Here is a 23,322-nt window from a genome sequence, read left to right as displayed (position 1 = left end):
GGACCGCGCCTCAGACCGGCTCAGGAGTGCGATCGGCCGGCGCGCCGGCCTTCAGGCCTGCGCGGTGCCGTGCGGGCGGACCGAGGCGCGGACCGCGACGACGAGGAGAACGACGAGCCCGACGATGAGGAGGCCGTCGGCGGCGATGTAGAGGTAGTGCCAGGACGAGCCGCCGTCGTCGACGCCGGCGAGCACCATGTCCGTGCGCCGGTTGAGCAGCGGCCGGATGCCGGCGACCTTGATGAGCAGCACGGCGGTGAGCGCCCAGGTCAGTCCGCGCTGCACCGTGCCGACCCCGGCCCGCAGGGTCGCGAACAGGAGCACGAGGACGAGGGCGACCTCGACGGCATTCATCGCGGTGAACACGAGCCTTCCGATCCCCAGGCCGAGCGGGATCGTGATGCCCGGCGCCTGGAACTTCAGCGGCGCCTCGAGCAGGGAGATGCCGATGAGCAGACCGAGCCAGATCGCCGGCAGGACGATCCGCAGCCCGGCGCCGAGGCGCGTGTCCGGACGGGCCGCCCACCCGCCTCGGGCCGGGGCTGCGGGGGAGTCGTGGAGGCGGGGGTCGGAGGTCATGCCCCGCAGTGTACGCCCGCCCGACTGGGCACCCCGCCGGCCGGCGCCTGCTCTCGCCCCGCAGCTCGCCCCACCCGGCCTGCCCTCTGCCGCTGGGGGCGCCCTCGACCGTAGACTGGCCCCATGCGTCTCTTCACCCACGCCGATGTGGCGACGTTCGACCCCGCGAACCCCACCGCACGCGCGATCCTCGAATCGCAGGGGAAGATCCTCGCGGTCGGCAGCGTCCGCGAGCTGCGCGATCTCGCGAGCGACACGGTGCGCGTCGAGGAGATCGACTGCCGCGGCGCCACGATCATCCCCGGTCTCGTCGACGCGCACCTCCACGCCGGGATGTACGCCGACACCCTCGCCGACATCGACCTCCGCCGGGTCCGCTCCGAGCACGAGGCGATCGAGGCGGTCCGCGCCCACGCCCGCACCCTGCCCGAGGGCGTCTGGGTGACCGGCGGCCGCTGGGACTTCAACACCTGGGACCGGCCGGAGCAGCCCGACCGCACCCTCCTCGACGAGGCGTTCCCCGACCGGCCCGTGGCGCTCTGGACGATCGACTACCACACCCTGTGGTGCAACGGCGCGGCCCTGCGCGCCGCCGGGATCCACGACGACACCCCGAGCCCGCGCGGTGGGGAGATCGTCCGCGACGAGCACGGCCGCCCCACCGGCATCCTCCGCGAGGACGCCGCGACGCTCGTCGAGCGCATCATCCCCGTCCTCCCGCTCGAGGTCCGCGTCGACCGGCTGCGGAAGGCGCAGGACTCGTGGCTCGCCGAAGGCCTCACCGGCCTCCACGACATCGACGGCCAGGCCACCCGGGAGACCTGGGAGGCGCTCCGCGCCGCCGGCGAGCAGCGCCTGCGCGTCGTCAAGTACCTGCGGCTCGAGGAGTTCGACTGGGCCAAGCGCACCGGCTGGCGCACCGGCCGCGGCGACGACTGGTACGTCCAGGGCGGCCTCAAGCTGTTCTCCGACGGGGCGCTCGGCTCCCACACGAGCTACATGTCCTCGCCGTTCCCGCACGCCGCGGGCGAGGAGCCCAACCACGGCATCCAGATCGCCACCGAGGACGTGCTCCGCGGCCAGATCGCCGAGGCGCTCGACCGCGGGATCTCGCTGGCGATCCACGCGATCGGCGACCAGGCCAACCACCACGTGCTGTCCGCCCTGGCCGCGAACACCGAGCGCACCGTGCGGGCCGAGCGGAGCTTCGGGCGGGTGTTCCGCCACCGCATCGAGCACGCCCAGTTCATCCAGCCCGCCGATGTCGCCCGCTTCGCCGAGCTCGGCGTCGTCGCCTCGATGCAGCCGCGCCACTGCATCTCCGACCTCCACCTCCTCGACCGGCTGCGGCCCGACGAGTCCCTGGCCGCCTACGCCTGGGGCGATCTCGCCGCGGCCGGCGCGACGGTGGCGTTCGGCTCCGACGGGCCCGTCGAGCCGGCGAATCCCTTCGCCGCGATCTACGCCGCGATGACCCGCGCCGACATCTCCGGCGACCCGGCCACGACCTTTCAGCCCGAGCGCCGGATCAGCGCCTACGCCGCGATCGAGGCGCACTCGGCGGGCGCGGCCTACGCCGCCGGCCTGGAGACGCGCACCGGTCGGATCAGCGCCGGGATGGCCGCGGACTTCCTCGTCCTCGACCACGATCCGCTGCGCGGGGACGGCTACGACGGGATGACCGGCGAGGCCGCCTCGGAGCAGGCACTGTTCGAACACGCCGCGCGGGTGCGCGACACCCGGCCGCTCATGACGGTCGTCGGCGGGCAGGTCGCCCACAGCCGCTGAACCGCGCCCGCGGTTCCCCCCGGCCGCAGCTCCTTCCGGCCGCCGGCTGCGGAGTGTGGGGGATATGCACGAGTGTGGGGGCGTCGATGCACCTACTCTCCGCCGATACCACCACAGTCCGCTCCCGGCCGGCTGAGCGGGTGCTCCCCAGCGGCGGCCGGTGCTCCGCAGCTCCTTCCGGCCGCCCGGCCGGGCCGCTATGATGGACCCCACAGTTGAATAAGCCGTGATGACACGTGTCGGGAGAGCCGTGCGGTCGATGATCCGGAATCCCCGCCCTGCGCAGCAGGCGCGCGGCCCCGGTCCGAGGCCCACCGCGGCGCCGTAGGTGCAATTCCCTCCCCGGGAAACTCTCAGGCCCAGTACCGATGCGTGCAGGCGACTCTGGAAGAGCCGCGCCGTGGTCCCCGCAGACCGCCGGCGCGAGGTGCTGACAGAACGGGGAGGACCACCGTGCCCGACCCTGTGTCCGTCTCCCCGACGTGCACACCACCGTGAGGACTTCCATGACTGCTGGTTCCCTGGACCGCACCTCGACCCTGGCCCACACCTCGGCCCCCGCCGGCGACACCGTGCGCCCCTTCTCCGACCGCCACATCGGCCCGCGCGCCCCGCAGGTCGAGGAGATGCTCGCGGCCATCGGATACGACTCCCTCGAGGCGCTCGCCGCCGAGGCCGTGCCGGCCACGATCACCGAGGACGGCCCGCTCGCGCTCGCCCCGGCCTTCACCGAGGCCGAGGTGCTCACCCGCCTCAAAGAGATCGCGGCGAAGAACGTGCGCCGCGTGCAGATGATCGGGCAGGGCTACTCCGACACCATCACCCCGGCCGTGATCCGCCGCAACGTCGTGGAGAACCCCGCCTGGTACACCGCCTACACCCCGTACCAGCCGGAGATCAGCCAGGGCCGGCTCGAGGCGCTGCTGAACTTCCAGAACGTCGTCCAGGACCTCACCGGCCTCGACATCGCCAACGCCTCCCTCCTCGACGAGGCGACCGCCGTCGCCGAGGCGGTCCTCCTCATGCGCCGGGCGAACAAGAAGGGCTCGGTCGTCGTCCTCGACTCCGAGACCCACCCGCAGACCATCGCCGTCGTCCGCGCCCGCGCCCGGGCAATGGACTTCGAGGTGCGGATCGCCGACCTGTCCCAGGGCCTCGCCGGCGAGGACGTGTTCGGCATCGTGTGCGCCCAGCCCGGCACCTCGGGCGCGGTGCGCTCCTTCGACGCCGCCGTCACCGGGGCGAAGGAGCGCGGCGCGCTGGTGACCTTCGCCGCCGACCTCCTCGCCCTCACCCTGCTGCAGGAGCCCGCCGCCCAGGGAGCGGACATCGCCGTCGGCTCCGCGCAGCGCTTCGGCGTGCCGCTGTTCTTCGGCGGGCCGCACGCCGGCTTCATGGCGGTGACCGAGAAGCTCAAGCGGATGCTGCCCGGCCGGCTCGTCGGCGTGTCCAAGGACGCCGACGGCAAGCCCGCGTACCGGCTCGCCCTGCAGACCCGCGAGCAGCACATCCGCCGCGAGAAGGCGACCTCGAACATCTGCACCGCGCAGGCGCTGCTCGCCGTGTGCGCGGCGATGTACGCCGTCTACCACGGCCCCACCGGGCTGACCCGGATCGCCTCGCGCATCCACCGCCTCGCCCACGCCTTCGCCCAGCAGGTCGCCGCGGCGCCGGACACGGCGGTCGTCACCGAGGCCTTCTTCGACACCGTCACGCTGTCCGTCCCGGACCCGGTGGCAGCCGTCGCCGCCGCGGAGGCGTCCGGCATCAACATCCGTCGCTTCGACGCCGACCACGTGAGCGTGTCCTTCGGCGAGCCCCACACCGTCGTCGACGCCAACGCCCTGCTCGCCGCGCTCGGCGCCCCGGGCCGGATCGACGAGGCGGAGTTCGACACCGCCGGTCAGGGCACCTTCGGCCCCGGCCACGTCGCCGCCCCGCAGCTGCCCGAACCGCTCGTGCGGACCTCGGAGTTCCTCACCCACCCGGTGTTCAACTCGCACGGCTCGGAGACGATGATGATGCGCTACCTGCGCACGCTCGCCGACCGCGACCTCGCGCTCGACCGGACGATGATCCCGCTCGGCTCGTGCACGATGAAGCTCAACGCCGCGGTGGAGATGGAGGCCATCACCTGGCCCGAGTTCGCCACCATCCACCCCTTCGCCCCGGAGTCCCAGACCGCCGGCTGGCGCGAGCTCATCGCCGAGCTCGAGGACATGCTCGTCGAGGTCACCGGCTACGACCGGGTGTCCCTGCAGCCGAACGCCGGCTCGCAGGGCGAGCTCGCCGGCCTGCTCGCGATCCGCGGCTACCACCTCGCCAACGGCGAGCCCGCGCGCCGCATGTGCCTGGTGCCGGCCTCCGCCCACGGCACGAACGCCGCCTCCGCGGTGCTCGCCGGGCTCGACGTCGCCGTCGTCAAGACCGCCGAGGACGGCTCGATCGACCTCGACGACCTCGACGCGAAGATCGAGAAGCACCGCGACACCCTCGCCGGCATCATGATCACCTACCCGTCCACGCACGGCGTGTTCGAGGCCGACGTGCGCACGGTGTGCGAGAAGATCCACGACGCCGGCGGCCAGGTGTACCTCGACGGCGCGAACCTCAACGCGCTGCTCGGCCTCGCGAAGCCGGGCAAGTTCGGCGGCGACGTCTCCCACCTCAACCTCCACAAGACCTTCTGCATCCCGCACGGCGGCGGCGGCCCCGGGGTGGGCCCGGTGGCGGTGCGCGAGCACCTCGCCCCGTTCCTCCCCGGCGACCCCACCGATCCAGCGCTCGTCGCCGGGGACCCGGACACCGCGCACCTGCCGGTGAGCGCCTCGGTCCACGGCTCGGCCGGCGTGCTGCCGATCAGCTGGGCGTATCTGCAGCTCATGGGCCCCGACGGGCTGACCGAGGCGACGAAGACCGCGCTGCTCGGCGCGAACTACCTCGCCCGCGAGCTCGACGAGTCCTTCCCCGTGCTCTACACCGGGGCGACCGGGCTCGTCGCCCACGAGTGCATCCTCGACCTGCGCGACATCACGGCGCGCACCGGGGTCACCGCCGAGGACGTCGCCAAGCGGCTCATCGACTACGGCTTCCACGCCCCCACGCTCGCCTTCCCGGTGGCCGGCACCCTCATGGTCGAGCCCACCGAGAGCGAGGACAAGGGCGAGCTCGACCGCTTCATCACCGCGATGCGCGCCATCCGCGCGGAGATCGACGCGATCGGCACCGACTACTCCTACGAGCAGTCACCGCTGAAGAACGCCCCCCACACCGCCACCTGCGTCATGGACGACTGGGACGCCGAGTACTCGCGGAGGACCGCGGTGTTCCCGGTGCGCGGCCTCGAGCTGACGAAGTACTTCCCGCCGGTGCGCCGCATCGACGGGGCCTACGGCGACCGCAACCTCGTGTGCTCCTGCCCGCCGCCGGAGGCGTTCGAGACCGCCGAGGAGCCAGCCGGGTCGGCCGGTGCCGCGGACTCGGGTTCCGCGACCGAGGCGCCCGCGACGGAGGGCTCCGCGGGTGAGCCCGCCACCAGCCCGGCCGATGTCGACGCCTCGGGCGACCGCACCGACGTCGCCGGCGGGGCCGGCGGCTCCGCCTCCACCGCACCGCAGACCGAAGGAGAGACCCGATGAGCGCCGACACCACGCAGCAGACCGGGGAGCCGACCGGCCCGCGGCAGACCCCGCTCCACTCCGTCCACTCGGCCCTGGGGGCGAGCTTCACCGACTTCGGCGGCTGGGACATGCCGCTCAAGTACGGCTCCGAGCTCGCCGAGCACCGGGCGGTGCGCGACGCGGCCGGGATCTTCGACCTCTCCCACATGGGCGAGGTGCGGGTGACCGGCGCAGACGCCGCGGCGTTCCTCGACTTCGCGCTGCTCGCGACGTACTCGACGATGAAGGTCGGCAAGGCGAAGTACGGCGTCATCGTCGACGAGTCCGCCGGCATCATCGACGACCTCATCACCTACCGGATGGCCGACGAGGAGTACCTCGTCGTGCCCAACGCCTCGAACACCCCGGCCGTCGCGGCCGCGCTCGCCGAGCGCGCCGAGCAGTTCCGAGCGCAGGCACCGCGGACGCGGGGCCGGTCGACCTCGAGGTCCGCGACGAGTCGGGCGACACCGCGCTCATCGCGGTGCAGGGGCCGGCCGCCGAGGCGATCCTGCTCGCCACCCAGGACGACGCCGGTGCCCGAGCCGGCATCGAGGACCTGAAGTACTACGCGTGGGCGCCGCTCACCGTGTCCGGCATCGACGTCATGCTCGCCCGCACCGGCTACACCGGGGAGGACGGCTTCGAGCTCTACCTGCCGAACCCGCAGGCCGTCAGCCTGTGGGAGGCGCTCACCGCCGCTGGGGAGGGCCACGGCCTCGTGCCCGCCGGGCTCGCCGCCCGCGATTCGCTGCGCCTCGAGGCCGGGATGCCGCTGTACGGCAACGAGCTCAGCCGGCAGACCACGCCCATCGACGCCGGCCTGGGCCGGATGGTCACCGCCGCGCTGAAGAACAAGAGCGAGTTCTGGGCCCGGGCGGCGCTCGAACAGCTCGCCGGAACGGAACCCGCCCGCGTGCTCGCCGGACTCACCTCCGAGGGCCGCCGGGCGGCGCGCGCCGGGTCCGCCGTCTCCGTCGACGGGAAGGAGGTGGGGACCGTGACCTCGGGCCAGCCCTCGCCGACGCTCGGCCACCCGATCGCGCTGGCCTACCTCGACTCCGTCGCCGCGGAGCCGGGCACCGCGGTGAGCGTCGACATCCGCGGCAAGGCGCACGATTTCACCGTCATCGCCCTGCCGTTCTACTCCCGCCAGCAGGACTGACGCACCGGCCGGCCCGTCCGCGGGCCGGCCGGGTCGCCGGATGTCACCGGCTCGCCGGCGGCATCCGACGGTCGGCACCCGCACCCATCGCAATCGCACCGCCGAGACCGCCTCGGCATCCACGAAAGGACACACCATGGCAGATCTGCCCGAGCTCCCGCAGGACTTCTCCTACTCCGCCGAGCACGAGTGGGTGAACGCGAGCGCCGACGCCGTCACCGGCTCCACCGTCAAGGTCGGCATCACCGCCGTCGCCGCCGACGAGCTCGGCGAGATCGTGTTCGTCGACCTGCCCGCCGTGGGCGACACGATCACCGCCGGTGAGACCTGCGGCGAGGTCGAGTCGACGAAGTCGGTCTCCGACCTCTACTCGCCGGTGACCGGTGAGGTCGTCGCGGTCAACGAGGCCGCCTCCGACGACCCCGGCATCATCAACTCCGACCCCTATGGCGAGGGCTGGCTGTTCGAGGTGGCCGTGTCCGCGGCCGGCGAGCTCATGGACGCCGCCGCCTACGCCGAAGCCACCACCTGATCCGGGGCCGTCCCATGACGATCAGCGTCTTCGACCTCTTCACCGTCGGCATCGGCCCGTCGAGCTCCCACACCGTGGGGCCGATGCGGGCGGCCGCGAGCTTCGCCGAGCTCATCGGCGAGCGGGTCGATGAGGTGGCCTCCCTCGAGGTCGACGTCTTCGGCTCGCTCGCCGCGACCGGCCGCGGCCACGGCACCTTCGACGCGATCCTGCTCGGCCTCGAAGGGGTGCAGTCGGATCTCGTCGAGTCCGATGAGATCGTCGAGCGCACCGAGAGGATGCGCAGCACCGGGTGCATCCGGCTGGCCGATGCGAAGGAGATCGCCTTCGGGATCGACGACCTGCGGCAGCGCCCGCTGACGATCCTCGAGCGCCATCCCAATGCGCTCGAGCTCCGCGCGCTCGACGCCGGCGGCGAGGAGATCGCCCACGAGACCTACTACTCCGTGGGCGGCGGCTTCGTCGTGTCCGCCACCGAGGACGCCGCGCTCGCGGCGGGTGGCGAGGCCGGGGCCGGAGCCGATGCTCGGGGCGGGGACAGCGCTTCCGATCCGTCCGCCATGGCCCAGTCGGCCGATGGCACGAGCCCGGCGGGCACCTCGGCCGCGGGATCGGGTGAGGCGGGATCCGGTGAGGCGGGATCCGGTGAGGCGGGAGGCGTGCCGTTCCCGTTCGAGACCGCCGCGGAGCTCCTCGAGATCTGCCGCCGCGAGGACCTGCGGATCTGGGAGGTCATGCTCGCCAACGAGAAGGCGAGCCGGGACGAGGACGAGATCCGGCGCGGGCTGCTCCACATCTACTCGGTGATGGACCGGTGCACGATGAACTCGCTCGACCGCTCCGGCTACCTGCCCGGCGGGCTCAAGGTGCGCCGTCGCGCCCACGATTGGTTCCTCCGGCTCAAGGCCGAGGATCCGGGCAAGAACCCCAAGTACTACCAGGAGTGGGTCAACCTCATCGCGCTCGCCGTCAACGAGGAGAACGCCTCGGGCGGCCGCGTGGTCACCGCGCCGACGAACGGGGCGGCCGGGATCATCCCCGCCGTCCTCTACTACGCGCTCAACTACGTCACCGAGGTCGTCGAGGGCGGACAGGCGGCGCGCGCCGACGCGATCGTCCGCTTCCTCCTCACCGCCGGTGCGATCGGCGTGCTCTACAAGGAGCGCGCCTCGATCTCCGGGGCCGAGGTCGGCTGCCAGGGTGAGGTCGGATCCGCCTCGTCGATGGCCGCCGGCGGTCTCGCCGAGGTGCTCGGCTGCTCGGTGCAGCAGGTGGAGAACGCCGCGGAGATCGCGATGGAGCACAACCTCGGCCTGACCTGCGACCCGATCGCCGGGCTCGTCCAGGTGCCGTGCATCGAGCGCAATGCGATCGCCTCGGGCAAGGCGATCAACGCCGCGAAGATGGCGCTGTGGGGCGATGGCGAGCACCGGGTGTCGCTCGACGAGGTCATCGCGACGATGCGAGCGACCGGGGCGGACATGAGCGACAAGTACAAGGAGACCGCGCTCGGCGGGCTCGCCGTCAACGTCGTCGAGTGCTGAGCGGGGGGCGCCTGGCCGCTCCCGGTGCACTGCAGTGCGGATACCGGTGAGTATCCGCACTGCAGTGCACCCGGAACCGACGAACCGCACTGAGGTGGCGCCGGAACGGCTGGGATAGCCGGGGTCGAGGTGCGGGCCGGCATCACTCGGTGGGCCGGCCGGCCTGCCAATAGCCCTTGGAGAACACCGAGCGGCGGGTGAGCGCCGTGCGCGTGAGCAGCAGCCTGCGGATCCGCGCGACCCCGCCGCCCTCACCGCACAGCCACGCGCTCGTGAAGTCCGGGGCGCCCGCCGTGCTGCCCTCACCTGATCTCGCACCCGGCTCCGTGCCGGGGTCCGCTCCCGTCGCGAGCGCTTCGGAGATGGCGTCCGCGAGCAGATCGCCGGGTCGTGCGGACCCGCGCACCACCCAGGTGATGTCGATCGACTCCGGCCGGTCGGCGACGGAGTCCATGCTGTCGACCTCGACGAAGGCGCGGACCCGCGCGGCGTCGGGTGTGCCGGCCAGCTCCTCGGCGATGTGGGCCAGCGCCGGCAGCGCGGTCTCGTCCGCGGCGAGCAGCTGGGGACCCTCGGCGGGACGGCGGTACCCCGCCGAGCCCTCCTTGAGACCGACCTCGTCCCCGGGACGCGCCCGCAGTGCCCAGGCCGACCCCGGGCCTGCGTCCCCGTGCGTGACGACGTCGACGTCGATCTCCCCGCGCCCCGGCCGGTGCCGCCGCACGGTGTAGCAGCGGACGTCGGGTCGGATGTCTTCCGGGAAGTCGCGGACTGCGCGGGCGACCTGGAGGACCTCGGGAGCCGGCAGCGCGAGCGCGACCCCGGGGCGCGGCAGGATGAGTGCGAAGTACTCGTCGGGTCCGACGGGGACGAAGGTGCGCAGCGACTCCGCGGCCAGGGTGATCCGTCGGACGCGCGGGGCGACCTCGACGTTCGCCGTGACGGTGAGCCGGTGGAGGACGTACTCCTCGCGCGGCGGGGCGATCGCCATGAAGCGGCCGTAGACCGCGGTCGCTGCAGACAGGAGCGTCGAGCTCACGGTCCTCGGCGGGGGTGTCATCGCGGTGGGCTCCTCTGTGTTCGGCGGCACCCAGGATCGGGTTTCCGGAAATTAGGTTACACGAACATGCTCAAATGAAGTTAGCCTTACCGCATGACCATGCATGCCCCGTCCGCCGCGCCGACCGCGGCCGGCGGCCTCCCCATCCCGCCGCTGCGCACGAGCGTCCCGCTCCTCGGCAGCCTCTACACCGCCCAGTACGTCGGTGTCGGATTCATCTACTTCGGCCTCGTCGCGATCCTGCGGCGGCAGGGGATCGAGCTCGCGCAGCTCGCCGCGTTCCAGCTCATCGGCGCGGTGTGGGCGCTCAAGTTCCTCTGGGCGCCGCTCGTCGACGCTGTCGGACGCACCCGCACGGGGCACTACCGGAACTGGATCCTCGTCGTCCAGCCGCTGCTCGCGCTCAGCGTCCTCGCACTGCTCCTCATCCGCGAGCCCGCCACGCAGCTCGGGGCGCTCGGACTCATCATCGGCGCGTACGCATTCCTCAGCGCCACCCAGGACATCGCCGCAGACGCCCTCGCCGTGCGGATCGTCGACGCCCGCCACCGCGGGGTCGCCAACGGACTCGCCGGGGCGGGGTCGTGGCTCGGCAACATCCTCGGCGGCGGGCTCGTCGTCGTCATGTACGACGCGATCGGCTGGACGGCCGCGGTCGTCACGCTCACCGTGCTCACCCTCCTCCCGCTCGTCCTCGTGCTCCGGTTCGCGGAGCCTCTGCCACAGGCGGCCGGGGTCCAGCCCCGTTCGGCGAGCTCCCACCCGCACTCCGCCGAGGCGCCGGCCGGGTTCGCCGGCGCCGCCCACGGTCTGCGCGCCTCCGTGCGGGCGATGCGCTCGCTCTTCGCCCAGTCGGGCTGCCGCTTCTGGGCGCTCGCGGCGATGCCCGCCTTCCTCTGTGGGGTGACCGCGGCCTACGGCCTGCTCACCGTCGCGCTCGTCGACGCCGGCTGGTCGCTCACCGCGATCGGCGTGCTCATGGGGATCGTGCTCGGCTTCCCCGCGATCGCCGCCTCGCTCGGCAGCGGGTGGCTCCTCGCCCGGTTCGGCCGCCGCACCATGATCCTCGCCACCGGAATCGCCGCCGCCGCTGCGACCCTCGGCCTGCTGCCGCTCATGGGCGGGGACGGTTCCCGGCTGGCCGTGGTCGCCGGGGTGTGCCTGTACGTCGCGGCGATGGCGGCGGCATCGACCGTCGTGTACACGGTGAACATGGACTACTCGCGGGTCGAATCCGCCGGCGTCGACTTCACCCTGCTCGCCTCGACCGCGATCCTCTTCAGCTACGTGTCCGGGGCGCTCATGACCTGGCTCGCCGACAGCCTCGGGTACGTCCTCGTCACCGTCATCGCCAGCGGGCTCGCGCTCCTCGGCACCGGGCTCGCCGCCCTCCACGCCCAGCGGCACGGCGTGCGGGCCTTCGCTGCTGAGGAACGGGCACACTGAGCGCAGCGCAGCCGATCGAGCCCGGAATCGGGGTCTTCCCGGGTCACTGCAGTGCGGATACCGGTGAGTATCCGCACTGAAGTGCCCCCGAAGCCGACGAACCGCACTGAAGTGGCGCCGGAACGGCTGGGATAGCCGGGGCCGAGGTGCGGGCCGCCCGGCACCAACCCTCCGGCTCGTCCCCGGCACCGGCCTCAGCGGAGGGTGAAGCCGGGGACCAGGGGGTCGGCGGGGTCGACGGTGAAGGTGTGCTCCCCGGTCCGGTGGGCGCTGCCGGTGATCTCGGGCACGATCGCCTCGAACCCGTGCGCGTGCGTCTGCTCGAGGATGCGGCCGACGAACCGCGTGCCGACGATCGATTCGTGGACGAGCCGGGTGCCTGGGCGGAGCACGCCCTCGGCGGCGAGGGTCGCCATCCGTGCCGCGGTCCCCGAGCCGCACGGCGAGCGGTCCACCTGGCCGTCGGCGAACACCGTGACGTTGCGCTGCACCGGGCTGCCGTCGTCTTCGAACCCCAGGTGCTCGACGAAGATCACCCCGTAGATGCCGCTGAGCCGCGCGTCCTCCGGGTGCTGAGCGAACTCCGTGCCGTCGAGCGCGGCCTTGATCTCCCGGCCGAGTGCGATGGACTCGGGCAGGTTCTCGGGGACCACGAGGAGCCCGAACGCGGTCGCGTCGACGCTCGCATAGAGCGCGCCGCTGCTGCTGATCGACACCGGCACCGTGCCGGCACCCGTGTGCACCTCGACGCCGGAGTGGAGGTGGACGCTCGGCACGTTGACGAATGCCGCCGAGGCGACCCGCCCCTCGACATCGGTGCTCACCCGGGCGGCGACCCGGCCGGACGGGACATCGATGACGACGTCGGTGGTGCCGCCCGCTTCCACGGGCACCCGGCCGGTCTCCACCGCCCAGGTCCCGAGCGCGATCGTCCCGTGCCCGCAAGCGGTCGAGAACCCGTCCGCGTGCCAGAACAGCACGCCGAAGTGCGCGCCCGGATCATCGGGTGCGGTGATGAAGCCGCCGTACATGTCGGCATGTCCCCGCGGCTCCGAGCACAGCAGCCGGCGCAGCCCGTCGACCGCGGGGTCCGCCATCGCCTCGAGCCGCTTGTCCGCGACGGTGGGGGCGGAGAGGGGCGGGGTCTCCGTGACGATCCGGAACGGCTCCCCGGCCGTGTGGTAGTCGGTGGTGCGGATCGGTTCGGAAAGGGCGGGGTTCGGCACGTCGGTGTGCTCCTCTGCGGCGGTGGGTGGCGAGCGGATGCGTTCTCCGGCTCCACCCCGATTGTTGCAGGCGCGGGGCGCGCACCGTGACCGACGGAACTGTGGAGCCCCCTGTTCACAATACCCCTAGGGGGTATAAGATCGAAGGGCGAAGCCACCCGACACGATCGAGGAGTTCACATGAGTTCTTCGGACGCCCGTCACCAGGACGCCCACGCCGCGCACGAGGAGCATTCCGACCGTCACGGCCATCCCAGTCGCGGCCATTCCGGCCACGGCCAGCCCGGTCACAGCGATCACTCCGGCCATTCGGACCACGGCGGCCACTCGGGCCACGGCGGTGGACACGGGGATCACGCCGCCATGTTCAGGACCCGGTTCTGGCTGAGCCTGGTGCTGGCTCTCCCCGTCATGGCCTTCAGCCCGATGTTCGTCGGGTTCTTCGGCCTGTCCGTGCCCGAGTTCCCCGGTGCCCACTGGGTCGCCCCGGTGCTCGGCACGGTGATCTATCTCTACGGCGGGATGCCCTTCCTGACCGGCGGGATCTCCGAGCTCCGGTCCCGCAGGCCCGGGATGATGCTCCTCATCGCGATGGCGATCACCGTCGCCTTCGTCGCCTCGTGGATCACCAGCCTCGGGGTCGGCGGCTTCCAGCTCGACTTCTGGTGGGAGCTCGCCCTGCTCGTCGTCATCATGCTGCTCGGCCACTGGATGGAGATGCGGGCACTCGGGGCGGCATCGGGCGCACTCGATGCGCTCGCCGAGCTCCTGCCCGACGACGCCGAGAAGGTCGTCGACGGCGGGACCGTCACCGTGTCCGTCGCCGAGCTCGCCGCCGGTGACATTGTCCTCGTGCGCTCCGGTGGGCGCGTCCCGGCCGACGGCCGGATCGTCGACGGCCATGCCGAGTTCGATGAATCGATGATCACCGGAGAATCCAGGACCGTGCCGCGCGCCGCGGGGGACACCGTCGTCGCCGGCACCGTCGCGGTCGACGACTCCGTGCGCATCGAAGTCGAGGCGACCGGGGACGACACCGCGCTCGCCGGGATCCAGCGGCTCGTCTCCGAGGCGCAGGACTCCTCCTCCCGCGCCCAGGCGCTCGCCGACCGGGCGGCCGCGCTGCTGTTCTGGTTCGCGCTCGGCGCCGGGATCATCACCTTCCTCGTCTGGCTGCTCATCGGCTTCCCGGACGAGGCGGTCGTCCGCACGGTCACCGTGCTCGTCATCGCCTGCCCGCACGCCCTCGGCCTCGCCATCCCGCTCGTCATCGCGATCTCGACCGAGCGCGCCGCGAGCGCCGGGGTGCTCATCAAGGACCGGATCGCCCTCGAGCGGATGCGGTCGATCGACACCGTGCTGTTCGACAAGACCGGCACCCTGACCCGGGGTGCGCACACCGTGGCGGCGGTCGCCTCCGTCGACGGCCTCGACGACGGGCGGGTCCTCGCCCTGGCCGCCGCGGCCGAGGCGCGCAGCGAGCACCCGGTCGCCCGCGCCATCACCGCCGCGGCCGCCGAATACGACGATGCCGCCGGGCTCCCGCTGACCGGGAGCGACTTCTCGTCGGCTGCAGGGCGCGGGGTCCGTGCCCAGGTCGACGGGACCGAGGTCGCGGTCGGGGGACCGAACCTGCTCGAGGAGATGTCACTCGAGTCGCCGTCGGAGCTCGCCGACCGGATCGAGGAGTGGACCGGGCGCGGAGCGAGCATCGTCCACGTCATCGCCGACGACCGCGTCATCGGCGCCGTCGCCCTCGAGGACGCCGTCCGGCCCGAATCGCAGGCCGCGGTGAAGGCGCTCCGGGACCGTGGGGTCCAGGTCGCGCTCATCACCGGCGACGCCCGACAGGTCGCCGAGGCCGTCGGCCGGGAACTCGGCATCGACGAGGTGTTCGCCGACGTCCTCCCGCACGACAAGGATTCCGCAGTGGCGGATCTCCAGGGCCGGGGGCGGTCCGTCGCCATGGTCGGCGACGGGGTCAATGATGCGCCGGCGCTCGCCCGCGCCGACGTCGGGATCGCGATCGGTGCCGGAACCGACGTCGCGATGGAGTCCGCGGGCGTGGTGCTCGCGGGCAACGACCCGCGGGCCGTGCTCTCGATGATCGATCTGTCCCGCGCGAGCTACCGGAAGATGATGCAGAACCTCGTGTGGGCCGCCGGCTACAACGTGCTCGCCGTCCCGCTCGCCGCCGGTGTCCTCGCGCCCCTCGGCTTCGTGCTCTCCCCGGCCGTCGGTGCGATCCTCATGTCGCTCTCGACGATCATCGTCGCCCTCAACGCGCAGCTGCTGCGCCGGACCGAGCTCGATCCGCAGAACCTCGCGCCGACCGCCGAGCAAGACGATGCCTCACGCCGGGAGACCGCGGGGGCTGCGGAGCGCGGATGAGCAGCCGAGCGTGCTCCGGCGCCTCGGCGTGCGCGGTCGCGCTCCGTCGCTCTCCTCGTCAGCGGCTCAGAAGGTCTTGGCGTCGATGACGAACCGGTAGCGCACGGCGGAGTCGACCACCCGGTCGTAGGCGTCGTTGATGGCGTCCGCGTCGATGAGCTCGATCTCCGCGGTGATCCCGTGCTCGGCGCAGAAGTCGATCATCTCCTGCGTCTCGCGGATGCCGCCGATGTTCGAGCCGGCGACCGTGTGCCGACCGCCGATGAGCAGTCCCGGCTGCACCGACAGGGGCGCCGGCGGCAGGCCGAGGAGGACGAAGGCGCCCTCGGGGCGGAGCATCTTGAGGTAGGTGTCGGTGTCGAGCGGGACGGAGACGGTGTTGAGGATGAGGTCGAACTCGCCCCGGTGGGCGCGGTGGAAGCCGTCCTCGGCGGTGGAGACGTAGTCCGCTGCACCGAACCGGCGGCCGTCGTCCTCCTTCGCCAGTGAGTGCGAGAACACCGTCACCCGGGCGCCCATCGCCGCGGCGAGCTTGACCGCGACGTGCCCGAGCCCGCCGAGGCCGACGACGGCGACGTGCGAGCCGGGCCCGGCCTGCCACTTGCGCAGCGGCGAGTAGGTGGTGATGCCGGCGCACAGCAGCGGGGTCGCCGCGGCCGGGTCGAGGGACTCGGGGATGCGGATGAGGAAGCGGCGACTGACGGGGATGTGGGTGGCATAGCCGCCCTGCGTCACCGAGCCGTCGACCCGGTCGGTGCTGTTGTACGTGCCCACGGAGCCGGTCTCGCAGTAGTGCTCGTTGCCCGCCGCGCACTGCGCGCACTCGCCGCAGGAGTCGACGAGGCAGCCCACACCCACCCGGTCGCCGAGCGCGAAGTCGGTGACCGCGGAGCCGAGCGCGGAGATCCGGCCGACGATCTCGTGGCCGGGCGTCATCGGGTAGCGGCAGCCGCCCCACTCGTCGCGCACCGTGTGGATGTCGGAGTGGCAGATCCCGGCGAACTCGATCTCGATCATCACGTCGTCGGCCCGCAGCTCGCGGCGGTCGAGGGTGCCCTTGGTCAGGGGCTGGTCGGGGGCGGTGGCCTGGTAGCACGCAACAGCAGTCATGCGCAGAAGTCTATGCTTCACCCCGGGGCTTGTGCTCCGGGTCACTCAAAGGTATGTTGGGCAAGCCTTTGAAGATCGAGACCCGAGCAGGACGATCGTCCTGGTGAGACAGGTCGAGCTGGCGCGGGCACCGGCGCCGCGGGGCGCCTCGGGTGCGGTGCGCGGGCCGACCGCAGAGCGAGGAGAACGCACGTGGCCGAGTTGAAGAAATCCCTGGGAGTGTTCCAGCTCCTCGCCTTCGGGGTCGCCGGAGTGGTGGGGTCGAGCTGGATCTACACGAACTCGACGCTGTTCGACTCCTACGGCTCCGGCGGCGTGGTGTTCGGCCTGGCGATCGGCGTGCTGCTCGCGACCTGCGTGGCGCTCGCCTACTCGGAGCTCACGACCGCGTTCCCGCGCGCCGGCGGCGAGGTCGTCTACTCCTACACCTCGATGGGCCGCGGGCCGGCGTTCTTCACCGGCTGGATGCTGCTCGGCGCCTACGTGTCCTCGCTCGCGTTCTACGTCACCGCGTTCGGGTACCTGCTCGGCAACTTCTTCCCCGTGTTCAACACGATCCCGCTCTACACGATCAACGGGGAGACGGTGTACCTCCCCGTCCTCCTCGTCGGCGTCGTGCTCACCGTGCTGTTCTTCGCGCTCAACTGGTTCGGCATCGAGGTCGGGGCGCAGGTGCAGCTCGCGCTGTTCGTCGCGATCATCGTCATCGGCGCCGCGCTCGTCGTCGTCGGCTTCACCACCGGCTCGCCGGACAACTTCTTCCCCGCCTACCACCCGGAGAACTCGGCGATCGCCGACACGCTGCGCTTCGTGGTCCCGAGCATGACCTTCCTCGCCGGCTTCGGCCTCGTCGCGGTGCTCGCCGAGGACGCCCGGATCTCCGCCCGAAAGATCGGCCGCACGGTCGTCATCACCGTGCTCGGCGCCGGCGGCTTCTACTGCCTCGTGCTCGCCGCCACCGCCTGGGTGCACCCATGGGAGGAGATCGCCGCTATGGACCTCGGCACGGTCTCCGCCTTCGACGCCGCCGGCTTCCCGCTGCTCGGGATCGGCGCGTACCTCATCGCCTTCCTCGGCCTGCTCACGAGCTTCCTCGGCCTGTTCGTCGCGAGCTCGCGGATCCTCGTCGCGATGGGCCGGGCGAACCTCCTGCCCGCGCAGCTCGCCGCGATCCATCCGAAGCGCCGCATCCCGCACATCAGCCTGATCTTCACCGCCGCCGTCACCCTGGGCCTCGGCTGGCTGGGCCCGGGCGCGGTCGTGTGGTTCCTCGACACCGGCGGCGTGTACCTCGGCATCGTGTGGTGCATGGTCGTGATCGCGAAGTACCTCCTGCCGCGCCGCTATCCCGAGCTCGAGCGCCCCTACGTGTCGCGCCTGTGGTTCCTGCCCGCGGTCGGCGCGATCGGCGCGCTGCTCGTCATCGTCTGGGCGATCGTGCCCGGCACCGGCGCCTCGCTCGTGTGGCCGGCGGAGTACATCATCCTCGGCGTGTGGATGGTGCTCGGCATCGTCCTCTACGCCGTGTCCCGCGCCAAGCCGCGCACCGAGGCGCTCCGCGCGCTGCTCGGCGACTCCTACGAGCACCTCCACCGCCACGAGGTCGAGGCGCAGCGACGGGAGTCGGAGTGAACGCGGGGGAGGGCCTGACCGCAGCCGAGGCGGCCGGCGCCGTGCCCGGTACCGGCACGGGAGCCGGTACCGAGGCGCGGGCGCGCGCCGCCGTGCGCGCCCACCTCGCCGAGGCGTTCGCCGCGCATCCGGCGCCCGAGGTCGCCTGGGGCCTCGTGCTCGACGGCCGGCTGGTCGACGGTGAGAACCTCGACCGGGCGTTCCGCATCGCCTCGATGACGAAGTCCTTCACCGCGGCCGCGGTGCTGGGGATCCGGTACGGGGCGATCCCCGCCCACCGGCGCCTCGACCTCGACGATCCGATTGCCGAGTTCGTGCCGGAGGCGAGTGCCCCGATCCGGGCGATCACCGTCCGCGACGCGCTCACCATGGCCGGCGGCCTGCCCACCGACGACCCCTGGGCGGACCGGCTCGAGGCGATGACCGCAGCAGAATTCAGCGAGCTCGTCACCCGGTCGCCGCTACGGCGGTTCGCCGCCGGCACCGGGTACGAGTACTCGAACCTCGGGTACGCGCTGCTCGGGCGGGTCATCGAGAAGGCGACCGGCCGGCCCTACACCGAGGTCGTCGCCGAGGAGATCCTCGGGCCGCTGGGCCTGGAGTCTTCCGGGTTCGACGTCGCCGCGCTCCCTCCAGCGGCGGTCGTGCCCGGGTTCCGGCGGACTGCGGACGGCGGCCTCGAGGATCTCGTCCCGACGCGGCCCGGCGCCTTCTCCGCGATCGGCGGACTGTGGTCGACGGTGCCGGACATCGCGGCCTGGATCGGCAGGCTGCTCGATGCGAGCGCGCCCGTGACCGCCGCAGGCCGTGCGGAGGGGCCCGGAGATGGAGCGGGGTCCGACCCGTGGGCGCGCGCCCTGCGCGACATCCAGCAGCCGCAGCGCTTCATCGGGATCGATGCCTCCGCCGGGGGGCCGTCGGCGAACTCCTACGGCTGCGGCCTCCACTCCTCGACCGACCCGGTGTTCGGCGAGTTCGTCCACCACTCCGGCGGGTACCCCGGCTTCGGCTCGCACATGCGCTGGCACCCGGCCACGCGCTCCGCCGTCATCGTGTTCGGCGATATCACGTACTTCCCGGCCCGCACGATCGCCACCGGCGCCGCCGAGGCGTGCGTCACCGCACTCGGCTGCGACCGCGACCCTGCCGGGCGGCCGGGGGCAGCGGTGTCCGCCGCAGCCGAAGCCGGTGCCGTGACGGGGGAGAACGTCGAGCCGGCGGTGACCGCCGAGGCCGAGGAGCAGCGGACGGCGGCACCCACGGGCGAGCGGCCGACGCCGTCGAGCGAGCCGCTCGTCGAGCGTCTCGGCATCGAGCTGCCGGTCGCCGCGGAGTCCCGCCGAGTCGCGGAGCGGATCGAGCGGCTCCTCCGGACCTGGGACGACGCCGAGGCGGATGCGCTGTTCAGCCCGAACATGGACCTGGACGTGCCGCGGGCGGAGCGGCGCGCGGTCCTCGACGCCGTGCTCGCCGCCACGGGCGAGGCCGGCGCCGAGGTGGGCGGTCCGGAGGCGGGTGGATCCGACTCAGCCGGATCCGGCTCAGGCACCGCCGATGCAGCGGGGGATCCCCCGGCCGTGCCGGACACGGCGACCCAGCATAGGCACGGTGCCGGAGAGGGCGCCTCGGCGGGGGTGCCGGATGTGGTGTGGCGGAGCCCCACCCGGGCGCGCTGGACGGTGCATGGACCAGATGCAACCCGCACGGTCGCTCTCGAGCTCAACCCCTTCGGGCAGGTGCAGAAGCTCACGGTCGAGGCGCAGGGCGGGGCCGCGCAGCCAGCACTGCACCGGTGAGAGACGATCAGCGGCGGCTGCGCTGAGCCATCGAGCCGTCAGGTATGCTCGCGCCCTTCCGTCGACCTGTCACTCCGGCTCGATCTCAGCGGGGATTCTCGAGCGCACGTGACAGGTCGACGTGCTGATCGAGCACATGTGGCAGGTCGATGGGCAGACCGCGCATGTGGGGCGGGTGTGCGGCCCCGGGGAGTGAGTCAGCTTCGGGAAGCTGTGCGGCTCCGGGGGGTGCGGATGAGGCGGATGGCGTAGTCGACGCCGGCCGCGAGGTGGAGCACCACACCCGCCGACAGCAGGAACGTGCCGACCTGGTGGAGCGGTGTGTCCGGCAGCTGGCTCGCGGTCGACAGGAGGAGGACCGGCAGCCCGGTCATGATGAGCGCGGTCCGCCCCTTCCCCAGCCAGCTCACGTGCGAGGTCGCGGTCGCATCGAGGCGGACGGTGCCGACGATCCCGAGGAACACGTCGGTGAGCACGATGACGGCGAGCATCCACAGCGGCAGGATGCCGAACCACGTCATCGCCACACAGATGAGGGTGATGCCCAGCCGGTCGGCGACGGGGTCGAGGATCTCACCGACCCGCGTGACCTGCCCGAAGCGTCGCGCCCAGAAGCCGTCGATCCAGTCGGTGGCACCGAACACCGCGAGCGCGATCGTCGCCGCGATCCGGTGCTCCGGCATGCTCATGAGCCAGATCACCACCGGCACGAGGACGACGAGGCGCACCACGCTGATCGCGTTCGGCACGTTGAGCCAGTCGCCGGCGGCCGAGGTCGCGCGCGGGTCGGGGTCCCCGGCCGGCACCTCGGCGCTCGGACCCGGGGACCCGGCCCGCACCTCGGGCTCGGGATCGGGCCGTTCAGGCACCGGCGAACACCGGCGCCAGGCGGGCGAGCCCCTCATGGGTGACCTCGGGGGTGTTCGACACGAAGGAGAACCGGAGGGTGCGCGGGTCCGGGTCGGCGACATAGAACGGGGCGCCCGGGACGAACATCGTGCCGGCCTTGATCGCGTCGTACACGAGCGCGGAGGCGTCGAAGCCCTCCGTCAGACGCGCCCAGACGAACATGCCGCCCTCCGGTTCGGTCAGCGCGGAGCCCGGGGGCAGGACCTCGCGGAGCCCGGTGAGCATCGCATCGCGCCGGCGGGCGTACTCCGCCCTCACCGGGTCGAGCTTCGCCTGGAGGTTGTTGCTCTCGAGGTAGTGTGCGGCGACGAGCTGGTCCACCGTCGAGGTCTGCAGGGCATTGGCCTGCTTGGCGACGCTGATCCGCTCGAGGATCTCCTCCGGCCCCCGGATCCAGCCCACCCGCAACCCGGGTGACAGCACCTTCGACAGCGTGTTGAGGAGGAATGCGCGGTCGTCGAGCCGCGGGTCCGCGCTGATCGGGATCTGCTGCTCGTCGGTGTAGCGGAGCTCGGAGTACGGATCGTCCTCGATGAGCCAGGTGTCCTGGGCGGCGATGATGTCCGCGATCGCGCGGCGGCGGGACTCCGGCATCGTCACGCCCGTCGGGTTCTGGAACGTCGGGATCATGTAGACGGCCTTGGGCTTCCACTGCCGGATCGCCGCGTCGAGCGCCTCGGGCACGACCCCGCCCTCGTCGGTGTCGATCGGCTTGAACTCCGCCCCCTGGAGCCCGAACGCCTGGAGCGCGGACACGTAGGACGGGTTCTCGACGAGCACGACGTCGCCGGGATTCACGAGCGTCTGGCTCAGCAGGCCGAGCCCCTGCTGCGAGCCCGAGGTGATGAGCACCTGGGCGGCCGTCGACGGCACTCCCATCTGCGTGGTCCGCAGCGCTGCGGCCTGACGCATCTCGGGCTCCCCGTCGGTGGAGGCGTACTGGAGGGCCCGCTGACCGGCGGTCCCCATGATGTGGGTGAAGGACTTCGTCAGTCCTTCGACGTCGAACAGCTCGGAGGCGGGGTTGCCGCCGGCGAAGCTGATGAGGGTGGGGTCGAACGAGAGCTCGAACAGGGCTCTGATCGGCGACTTCCCCACCGTCGTCACGTATTCGTTGAGGTGTGAGCGAACCGATTCCATGCCCTCATGCTAGCGGGGATCGGGCCGGTTCCAAGGGGTGTGGGAAGAGCGGTTTCCGGGGGTCGGGATCGGATGACGTCGGGTCATGACGCGGGTGGTGCGTCCGGCGGCAGGGCGACCTGATGGATCGGGTGCGCGTGGGTGGGACCGGTGCGTCGGGCTGGGTGGGGTCCGGTGTCAGTCGGCCCGGTCGGCGAGATCGTCGTCGAGGGCGCGGGCGAACCGGGAGAGGAGTCGACCGAACTCGGTGACATCGGCCGCCGGCCACGCGGCGGTGAGGTCCTCCATCGTCGTTGCGAGGCGCGACCGGTGCTCGCGCATCACCGCGTGCCCGTCCGCGGTGAGGTCCACCTGGACGGCGCGCCGGTCTGCGGGGTCGGGGCCGCGGGTGATGAGTCCGTTGCTCTCGAGGCGGTTGACCTGGGCGGTGATCGTCGAGCGATCCACCGACTGCCAGCGGGCGAGCGCGGACATCCGGGCCGGTCCGCAGTCGGCGATGCGTTCGAGCAGCCACACATCGGTGCGGGTGAGCGAGGCCGCACCGCCGCTCAGGCGCTCCCAGGTGGCGCGCCGGCTGCCCCAGCGCTCGATCGAGGTCAGCGCATGACGCAGCGAGGCGAGGACCTCGGCGGTGCGGGGGCACTCGGGCATCGTGCTCAGCTTTCCCGGAGATTTGGTTGGTATGATCAAATCATTCTAGCGCGGACGGTGCGCGATCGGAATCCCCGAGGTGCTCGCCTCGCCCAGCCGGATCGGACGACCATCCGCGCCCTCGACCGAAAGGACAGCATGACCGAGAACACCGGAACTCCCGCAGGACACCCCGCTGCCGGACAGGACCCCGCCCCGCACCTCGCGCAGTCGCCTGCGACCGGGCAGACCGTGCAGCCCGTCCCCCGTGAGATCGTCGCCCGCTTCCACGACTACCTGCCGGCCCAGAACGCCGTCGATCTCCTCGCGGATTCCGACTTCGAGGTGAGCACGGTGCGGATCGTCGGGCACGACCTCACCACCGTCGAGCACGTCACCGGGAACATGACCTGGGGCAAGGCCGCCGGGTTCGGTGCGCTCTCCGGTGCCTGGATCGGACTGCTGCTCGGGCTCGTCTTCGCCCTCTTCGTCGCCGGGATCGGGTTCTTCTCCGTCCTCCTCTCCACGATCGCGCTCGGCGCGGTCTGGGGTCTGATCTTCGGCCTCATCGCCTTCGCGATCAACGGCAAGGCCCGCAGCTTCCGCTCGGTCCAGTCCCTCAAGGCCTCCGAGTACACCGTCGAGGTCGAGGCGCCGCGCGCCGCCGAGGCCGTCCGGATCCTCGCCGCCGGACGCTGATCCGGGCCGGGTCCGG

16 protein-coding genes, 1 pseudogene and 1 riboswitch are annotated in these 23,322 nt (G+C 72.2%); of the genes and pseudogenes, 10 read left to right on the top strand and 7 right to left on the bottom strand.

Annotated elements, in window-relative coordinates; all coding sequences use genetic code 11:
- Nucleotides 1-51 precede the first annotated feature (51 nt).
- Nucleotides 52-579 (bottom strand): hypothetical protein, encoded by a 528-nt coding sequence (locus FDF13_RS02660; protein ID WP_254668871.1) that lies wholly within the window; start codon nucleotides 577-579, stop codon nucleotides 52-54.
- A gap of 123 nt (nucleotides 580-702) precedes the next feature.
- Here FDF13_RS02660 and FDF13_RS02655 point away from each other — a divergent pair, with 123 nt between their 5' ends.
- From FDF13_RS02655 to FDF13_RS02635, 5 genes and pseudogenes are all read left to right on the top strand, one after another.
- Nucleotides 703-2,367, top strand: coding sequence for an amidohydrolase (locus tag FDF13_RS02655; protein ID WP_137318338.1), 1,665 nt, complete (start codon nucleotides 703-705; stop codon nucleotides 2,365-2,367).
- Nucleotides 2,368-2,597: 230 nt separating this feature from the next.
- Nucleotides 2,598-2,745, top strand: a riboswitch (glycine riboswitch).
- 128 nt (nucleotides 2,746-2,873) lie between these two features.
- Nucleotides 2,874-6,005, top strand: a complete 3,132-nt coding sequence (gene gcvP / locus FDF13_RS02650) for an aminomethyl-transferring glycine dehydrogenase (protein WP_137318337.1) — start codon at nucleotides 2,874-2,876, stop codon at nucleotides 6,003-6,005.
- Nucleotides 6,002-7,191: pseudogene (gcvT, locus tag FDF13_RS02645) on the top strand (glycine cleavage system aminomethyltransferase GcvT). Before gcvP ends, gcvT begins: the two are co-directional and overlap by 4 nt.
- A gap of 136 nt (nucleotides 7,192-7,327) precedes the next feature.
- Nucleotides 7,328-7,723 carry a glycine cleavage system protein GcvH gene (gene gcvH / locus FDF13_RS02640; RefSeq protein WP_217494887.1) on the top strand — a complete coding sequence of 132 codons (396 nt, stop codon included), beginning with the start codon at nucleotides 7,328-7,330 and terminating at the stop codon, nucleotides 7,721-7,723.
- Nucleotides 7,724-7,737: 14 nt separating this feature from the next.
- A complete protein-coding gene (locus tag FDF13_RS02635; RefSeq protein ID WP_137318336.1) occupies nucleotides 7,738-9,267 on the top strand; it encodes an L-serine ammonia-lyase in 1,530 nt (509 codons plus the stop codon).
- 142 nt (nucleotides 9,268-9,409) lie between these two features.
- On the opposite strand, the gene FDF13_RS02630 is transcribed toward FDF13_RS02635, so the two are convergent.
- The gene (locus FDF13_RS02630) at nucleotides 9,410-10,327 is read right to left on the bottom strand and encodes a siderophore-interacting protein (protein ID WP_137318335.1); all 918 of its coding nucleotides are present in this window, start codon (nucleotides 10,325-10,327) and stop codon (nucleotides 9,410-9,412) included.
- Between the two features lie 93 nt (nucleotides 10,328-10,420).
- On the opposite strand from FDF13_RS02630, the gene FDF13_RS02625 reads away from it, so the two are divergent.
- Nucleotides 10,421-11,773, top strand: coding sequence for an MFS transporter (locus tag FDF13_RS02625; protein ID WP_137318334.1), 1,353 nt, complete (start codon nucleotides 10,421-10,423; stop codon nucleotides 11,771-11,773).
- Nucleotides 11,774-11,967: 194 nt separating this feature from the next.
- Here the strand turns inward: FDF13_RS02625 and FDF13_RS02620 are convergent, their stop codons facing one another.
- Nucleotides 11,968-12,999: a proline racemase family protein gene (locus FDF13_RS02620; protein WP_254668870.1), complete on the bottom strand. Its 1,032-nt coding sequence runs from the start codon at nucleotides 12,997-12,999 to the stop codon at nucleotides 11,968-11,970.
- 180 nt (nucleotides 13,000-13,179) lie between these two features.
- Here FDF13_RS02620 and FDF13_RS02615 point away from each other — a divergent pair, with 180 nt between their 5' ends.
- Nucleotides 13,180-15,390 (top strand): heavy metal translocating P-type ATPase, encoded by a 2,211-nt coding sequence (locus tag FDF13_RS02615; protein ID WP_137318333.1) that lies wholly within the window; start codon nucleotides 13,180-13,182, stop codon nucleotides 15,388-15,390.
- Between the two features lie 66 nt (nucleotides 15,391-15,456).
- On the opposite strand, the gene FDF13_RS02610 is transcribed toward FDF13_RS02615, so the two are convergent.
- A complete protein-coding gene (locus FDF13_RS02610; RefSeq protein ID WP_137318332.1) occupies nucleotides 15,457-16,500 on the bottom strand; it encodes an NAD(P)-dependent alcohol dehydrogenase in 1,044 nt (347 codons plus the stop codon).
- 192 nt (nucleotides 16,501-16,692) lie between these two features.
- Between FDF13_RS02610 and FDF13_RS02605 the strand changes: the two genes are divergently transcribed.
- On the top strand, nucleotides 16,693-18,132 hold the full coding sequence (locus tag FDF13_RS02605; protein ID WP_137318331.1) for an APC family permease: 1,440 nt from the start codon (nucleotides 16,693-16,695) through the stop codon (nucleotides 18,130-18,132).
- Complete coding sequence (locus tag FDF13_RS02600) at nucleotides 18,129-19,928, top strand: serine hydrolase (protein WP_137318330.1); 1,800 nt, start codon at nucleotides 18,129-18,131, stop codon at nucleotides 19,926-19,928. The genes FDF13_RS02605 and FDF13_RS02600 overlap by 4 nt, the downstream gene beginning before the upstream one ends.
- A 197-nt stretch (nucleotides 19,929-20,125) precedes the next feature.
- Here the strand turns inward: FDF13_RS02600 and FDF13_RS02595 are convergent, their stop codons facing one another.
- The 3 genes from FDF13_RS02595 to FDF13_RS02585 all read right to left on the bottom strand — a co-directional run bounded on the left by FDF13_RS02595 (nucleotide 20,126) and on the right by FDF13_RS02585 (nucleotide 22,628).
- Entirely contained in the window at nucleotides 20,126-20,797 is a 672-nt protein-coding gene (locus FDF13_RS02595; protein WP_175406821.1) for a CDP-alcohol phosphatidyltransferase family protein, read from the bottom strand.
- A complete protein-coding gene (locus FDF13_RS02590) occupies nucleotides 20,790-21,977 on the bottom strand; it encodes a PLP-dependent aminotransferase family protein (RefSeq protein WP_137318328.1) in 1,188 nt (395 codons plus the stop codon). Before FDF13_RS02590 ends, FDF13_RS02595 begins: the two co-directional genes overlap by 8 nt.
- A gap of 177 nt (nucleotides 21,978-22,154) precedes the next feature.
- Nucleotides 22,155-22,628 (bottom strand): MarR family winged helix-turn-helix transcriptional regulator, encoded by a 474-nt coding sequence (locus FDF13_RS02585; RefSeq protein ID WP_137318327.1) that lies wholly within the window; start codon nucleotides 22,626-22,628, stop codon nucleotides 22,155-22,157.
- 138 nt (nucleotides 22,629-22,766) lie between these two features.
- On the opposite strand from FDF13_RS02585, the gene FDF13_RS02580 reads away from it, so the two are divergent.
- Nucleotides 22,767-23,306 (top strand): general stress protein, encoded by a 540-nt coding sequence (locus FDF13_RS02580; RefSeq protein WP_254668869.1) that lies wholly within the window; start codon nucleotides 22,767-22,769, stop codon nucleotides 23,304-23,306.
- Nucleotides 23,307-23,322 lie beyond the last annotated feature (16 nt).

The organism is Brevibacterium sp. CS2, from assembly GCF_005280295.1.
Lineage (GTDB): Bacteria > Actinomycetota > Actinomycetes > Actinomycetales > Brevibacteriaceae > Brevibacterium > Brevibacterium pityocampae.
This window is presented reverse-complemented; position numbering and strand designations above follow the sequence as displayed.

Coding starts and splice junctions, on each gene's coding strand:
- FDF13_RS02660 (WP_254668871.1), bottom strand. CDS start 579: ATGACCTCCGACCCCCGCCTCCACGACTCCCCCGCAGCCCCGGCCCGA.
- FDF13_RS02655 (WP_137318338.1), top strand. CDS start 703: ATGCGTCTCTTCACCCACGCCGATGTGGCGACGTTCGACCCCGCGAAC.
- gcvP (WP_137318337.1), top strand. CDS start 2,874: ATGACTGCTGGTTCCCTGGACCGCACCTCGACCCTGGCCCACACCTCG.
- gcvH (WP_217494887.1), top strand. CDS start 7,328: ATGGCAGATCTGCCCGAGCTCCCGCAGGACTTCTCCTACTCCGCCGAG.
- FDF13_RS02635 (WP_137318336.1), top strand. CDS start 7,738: ATGACGATCAGCGTCTTCGACCTCTTCACCGTCGGCATCGGCCCGTCG.
- FDF13_RS02630 (WP_137318335.1), bottom strand. CDS start 10,327: ATGACACCCCCGCCGAGGACCGTGAGCTCGACGCTCCTGTCTGCAGCG.
- FDF13_RS02625 (WP_137318334.1), top strand. CDS start 10,421: ATGACCATGCATGCCCCGTCCGCCGCGCCGACCGCGGCCGGCGGCCTC.
- FDF13_RS02615 (WP_137318333.1), top strand. CDS start 13,180: ATGAGTTCTTCGGACGCCCGTCACCAGGACGCCCACGCCGCGCACGAG.
- FDF13_RS02610 (WP_137318332.1), bottom strand. CDS start 16,500: ATGACTGCTGTTGCGTGCTACCAGGCCACCGCCCCCGACCAGCCCCTG.
- FDF13_RS02590 (WP_137318328.1), bottom strand. CDS start 21,977: ATGGAATCGGTTCGCTCACACCTCAACGAATACGTGACGACGGTGGGG.
- FDF13_RS02585 (WP_137318327.1), bottom strand. CDS start 22,628: ATGCCCGAGTGCCCCCGCACCGCCGAGGTCCTCGCCTCGCTGCGTCAT.
- FDF13_RS02580 (WP_254668869.1), top strand. CDS start 22,767: ATGACCGAGAACACCGGAACTCCCGCAGGACACCCCGCTGCCGGACAG.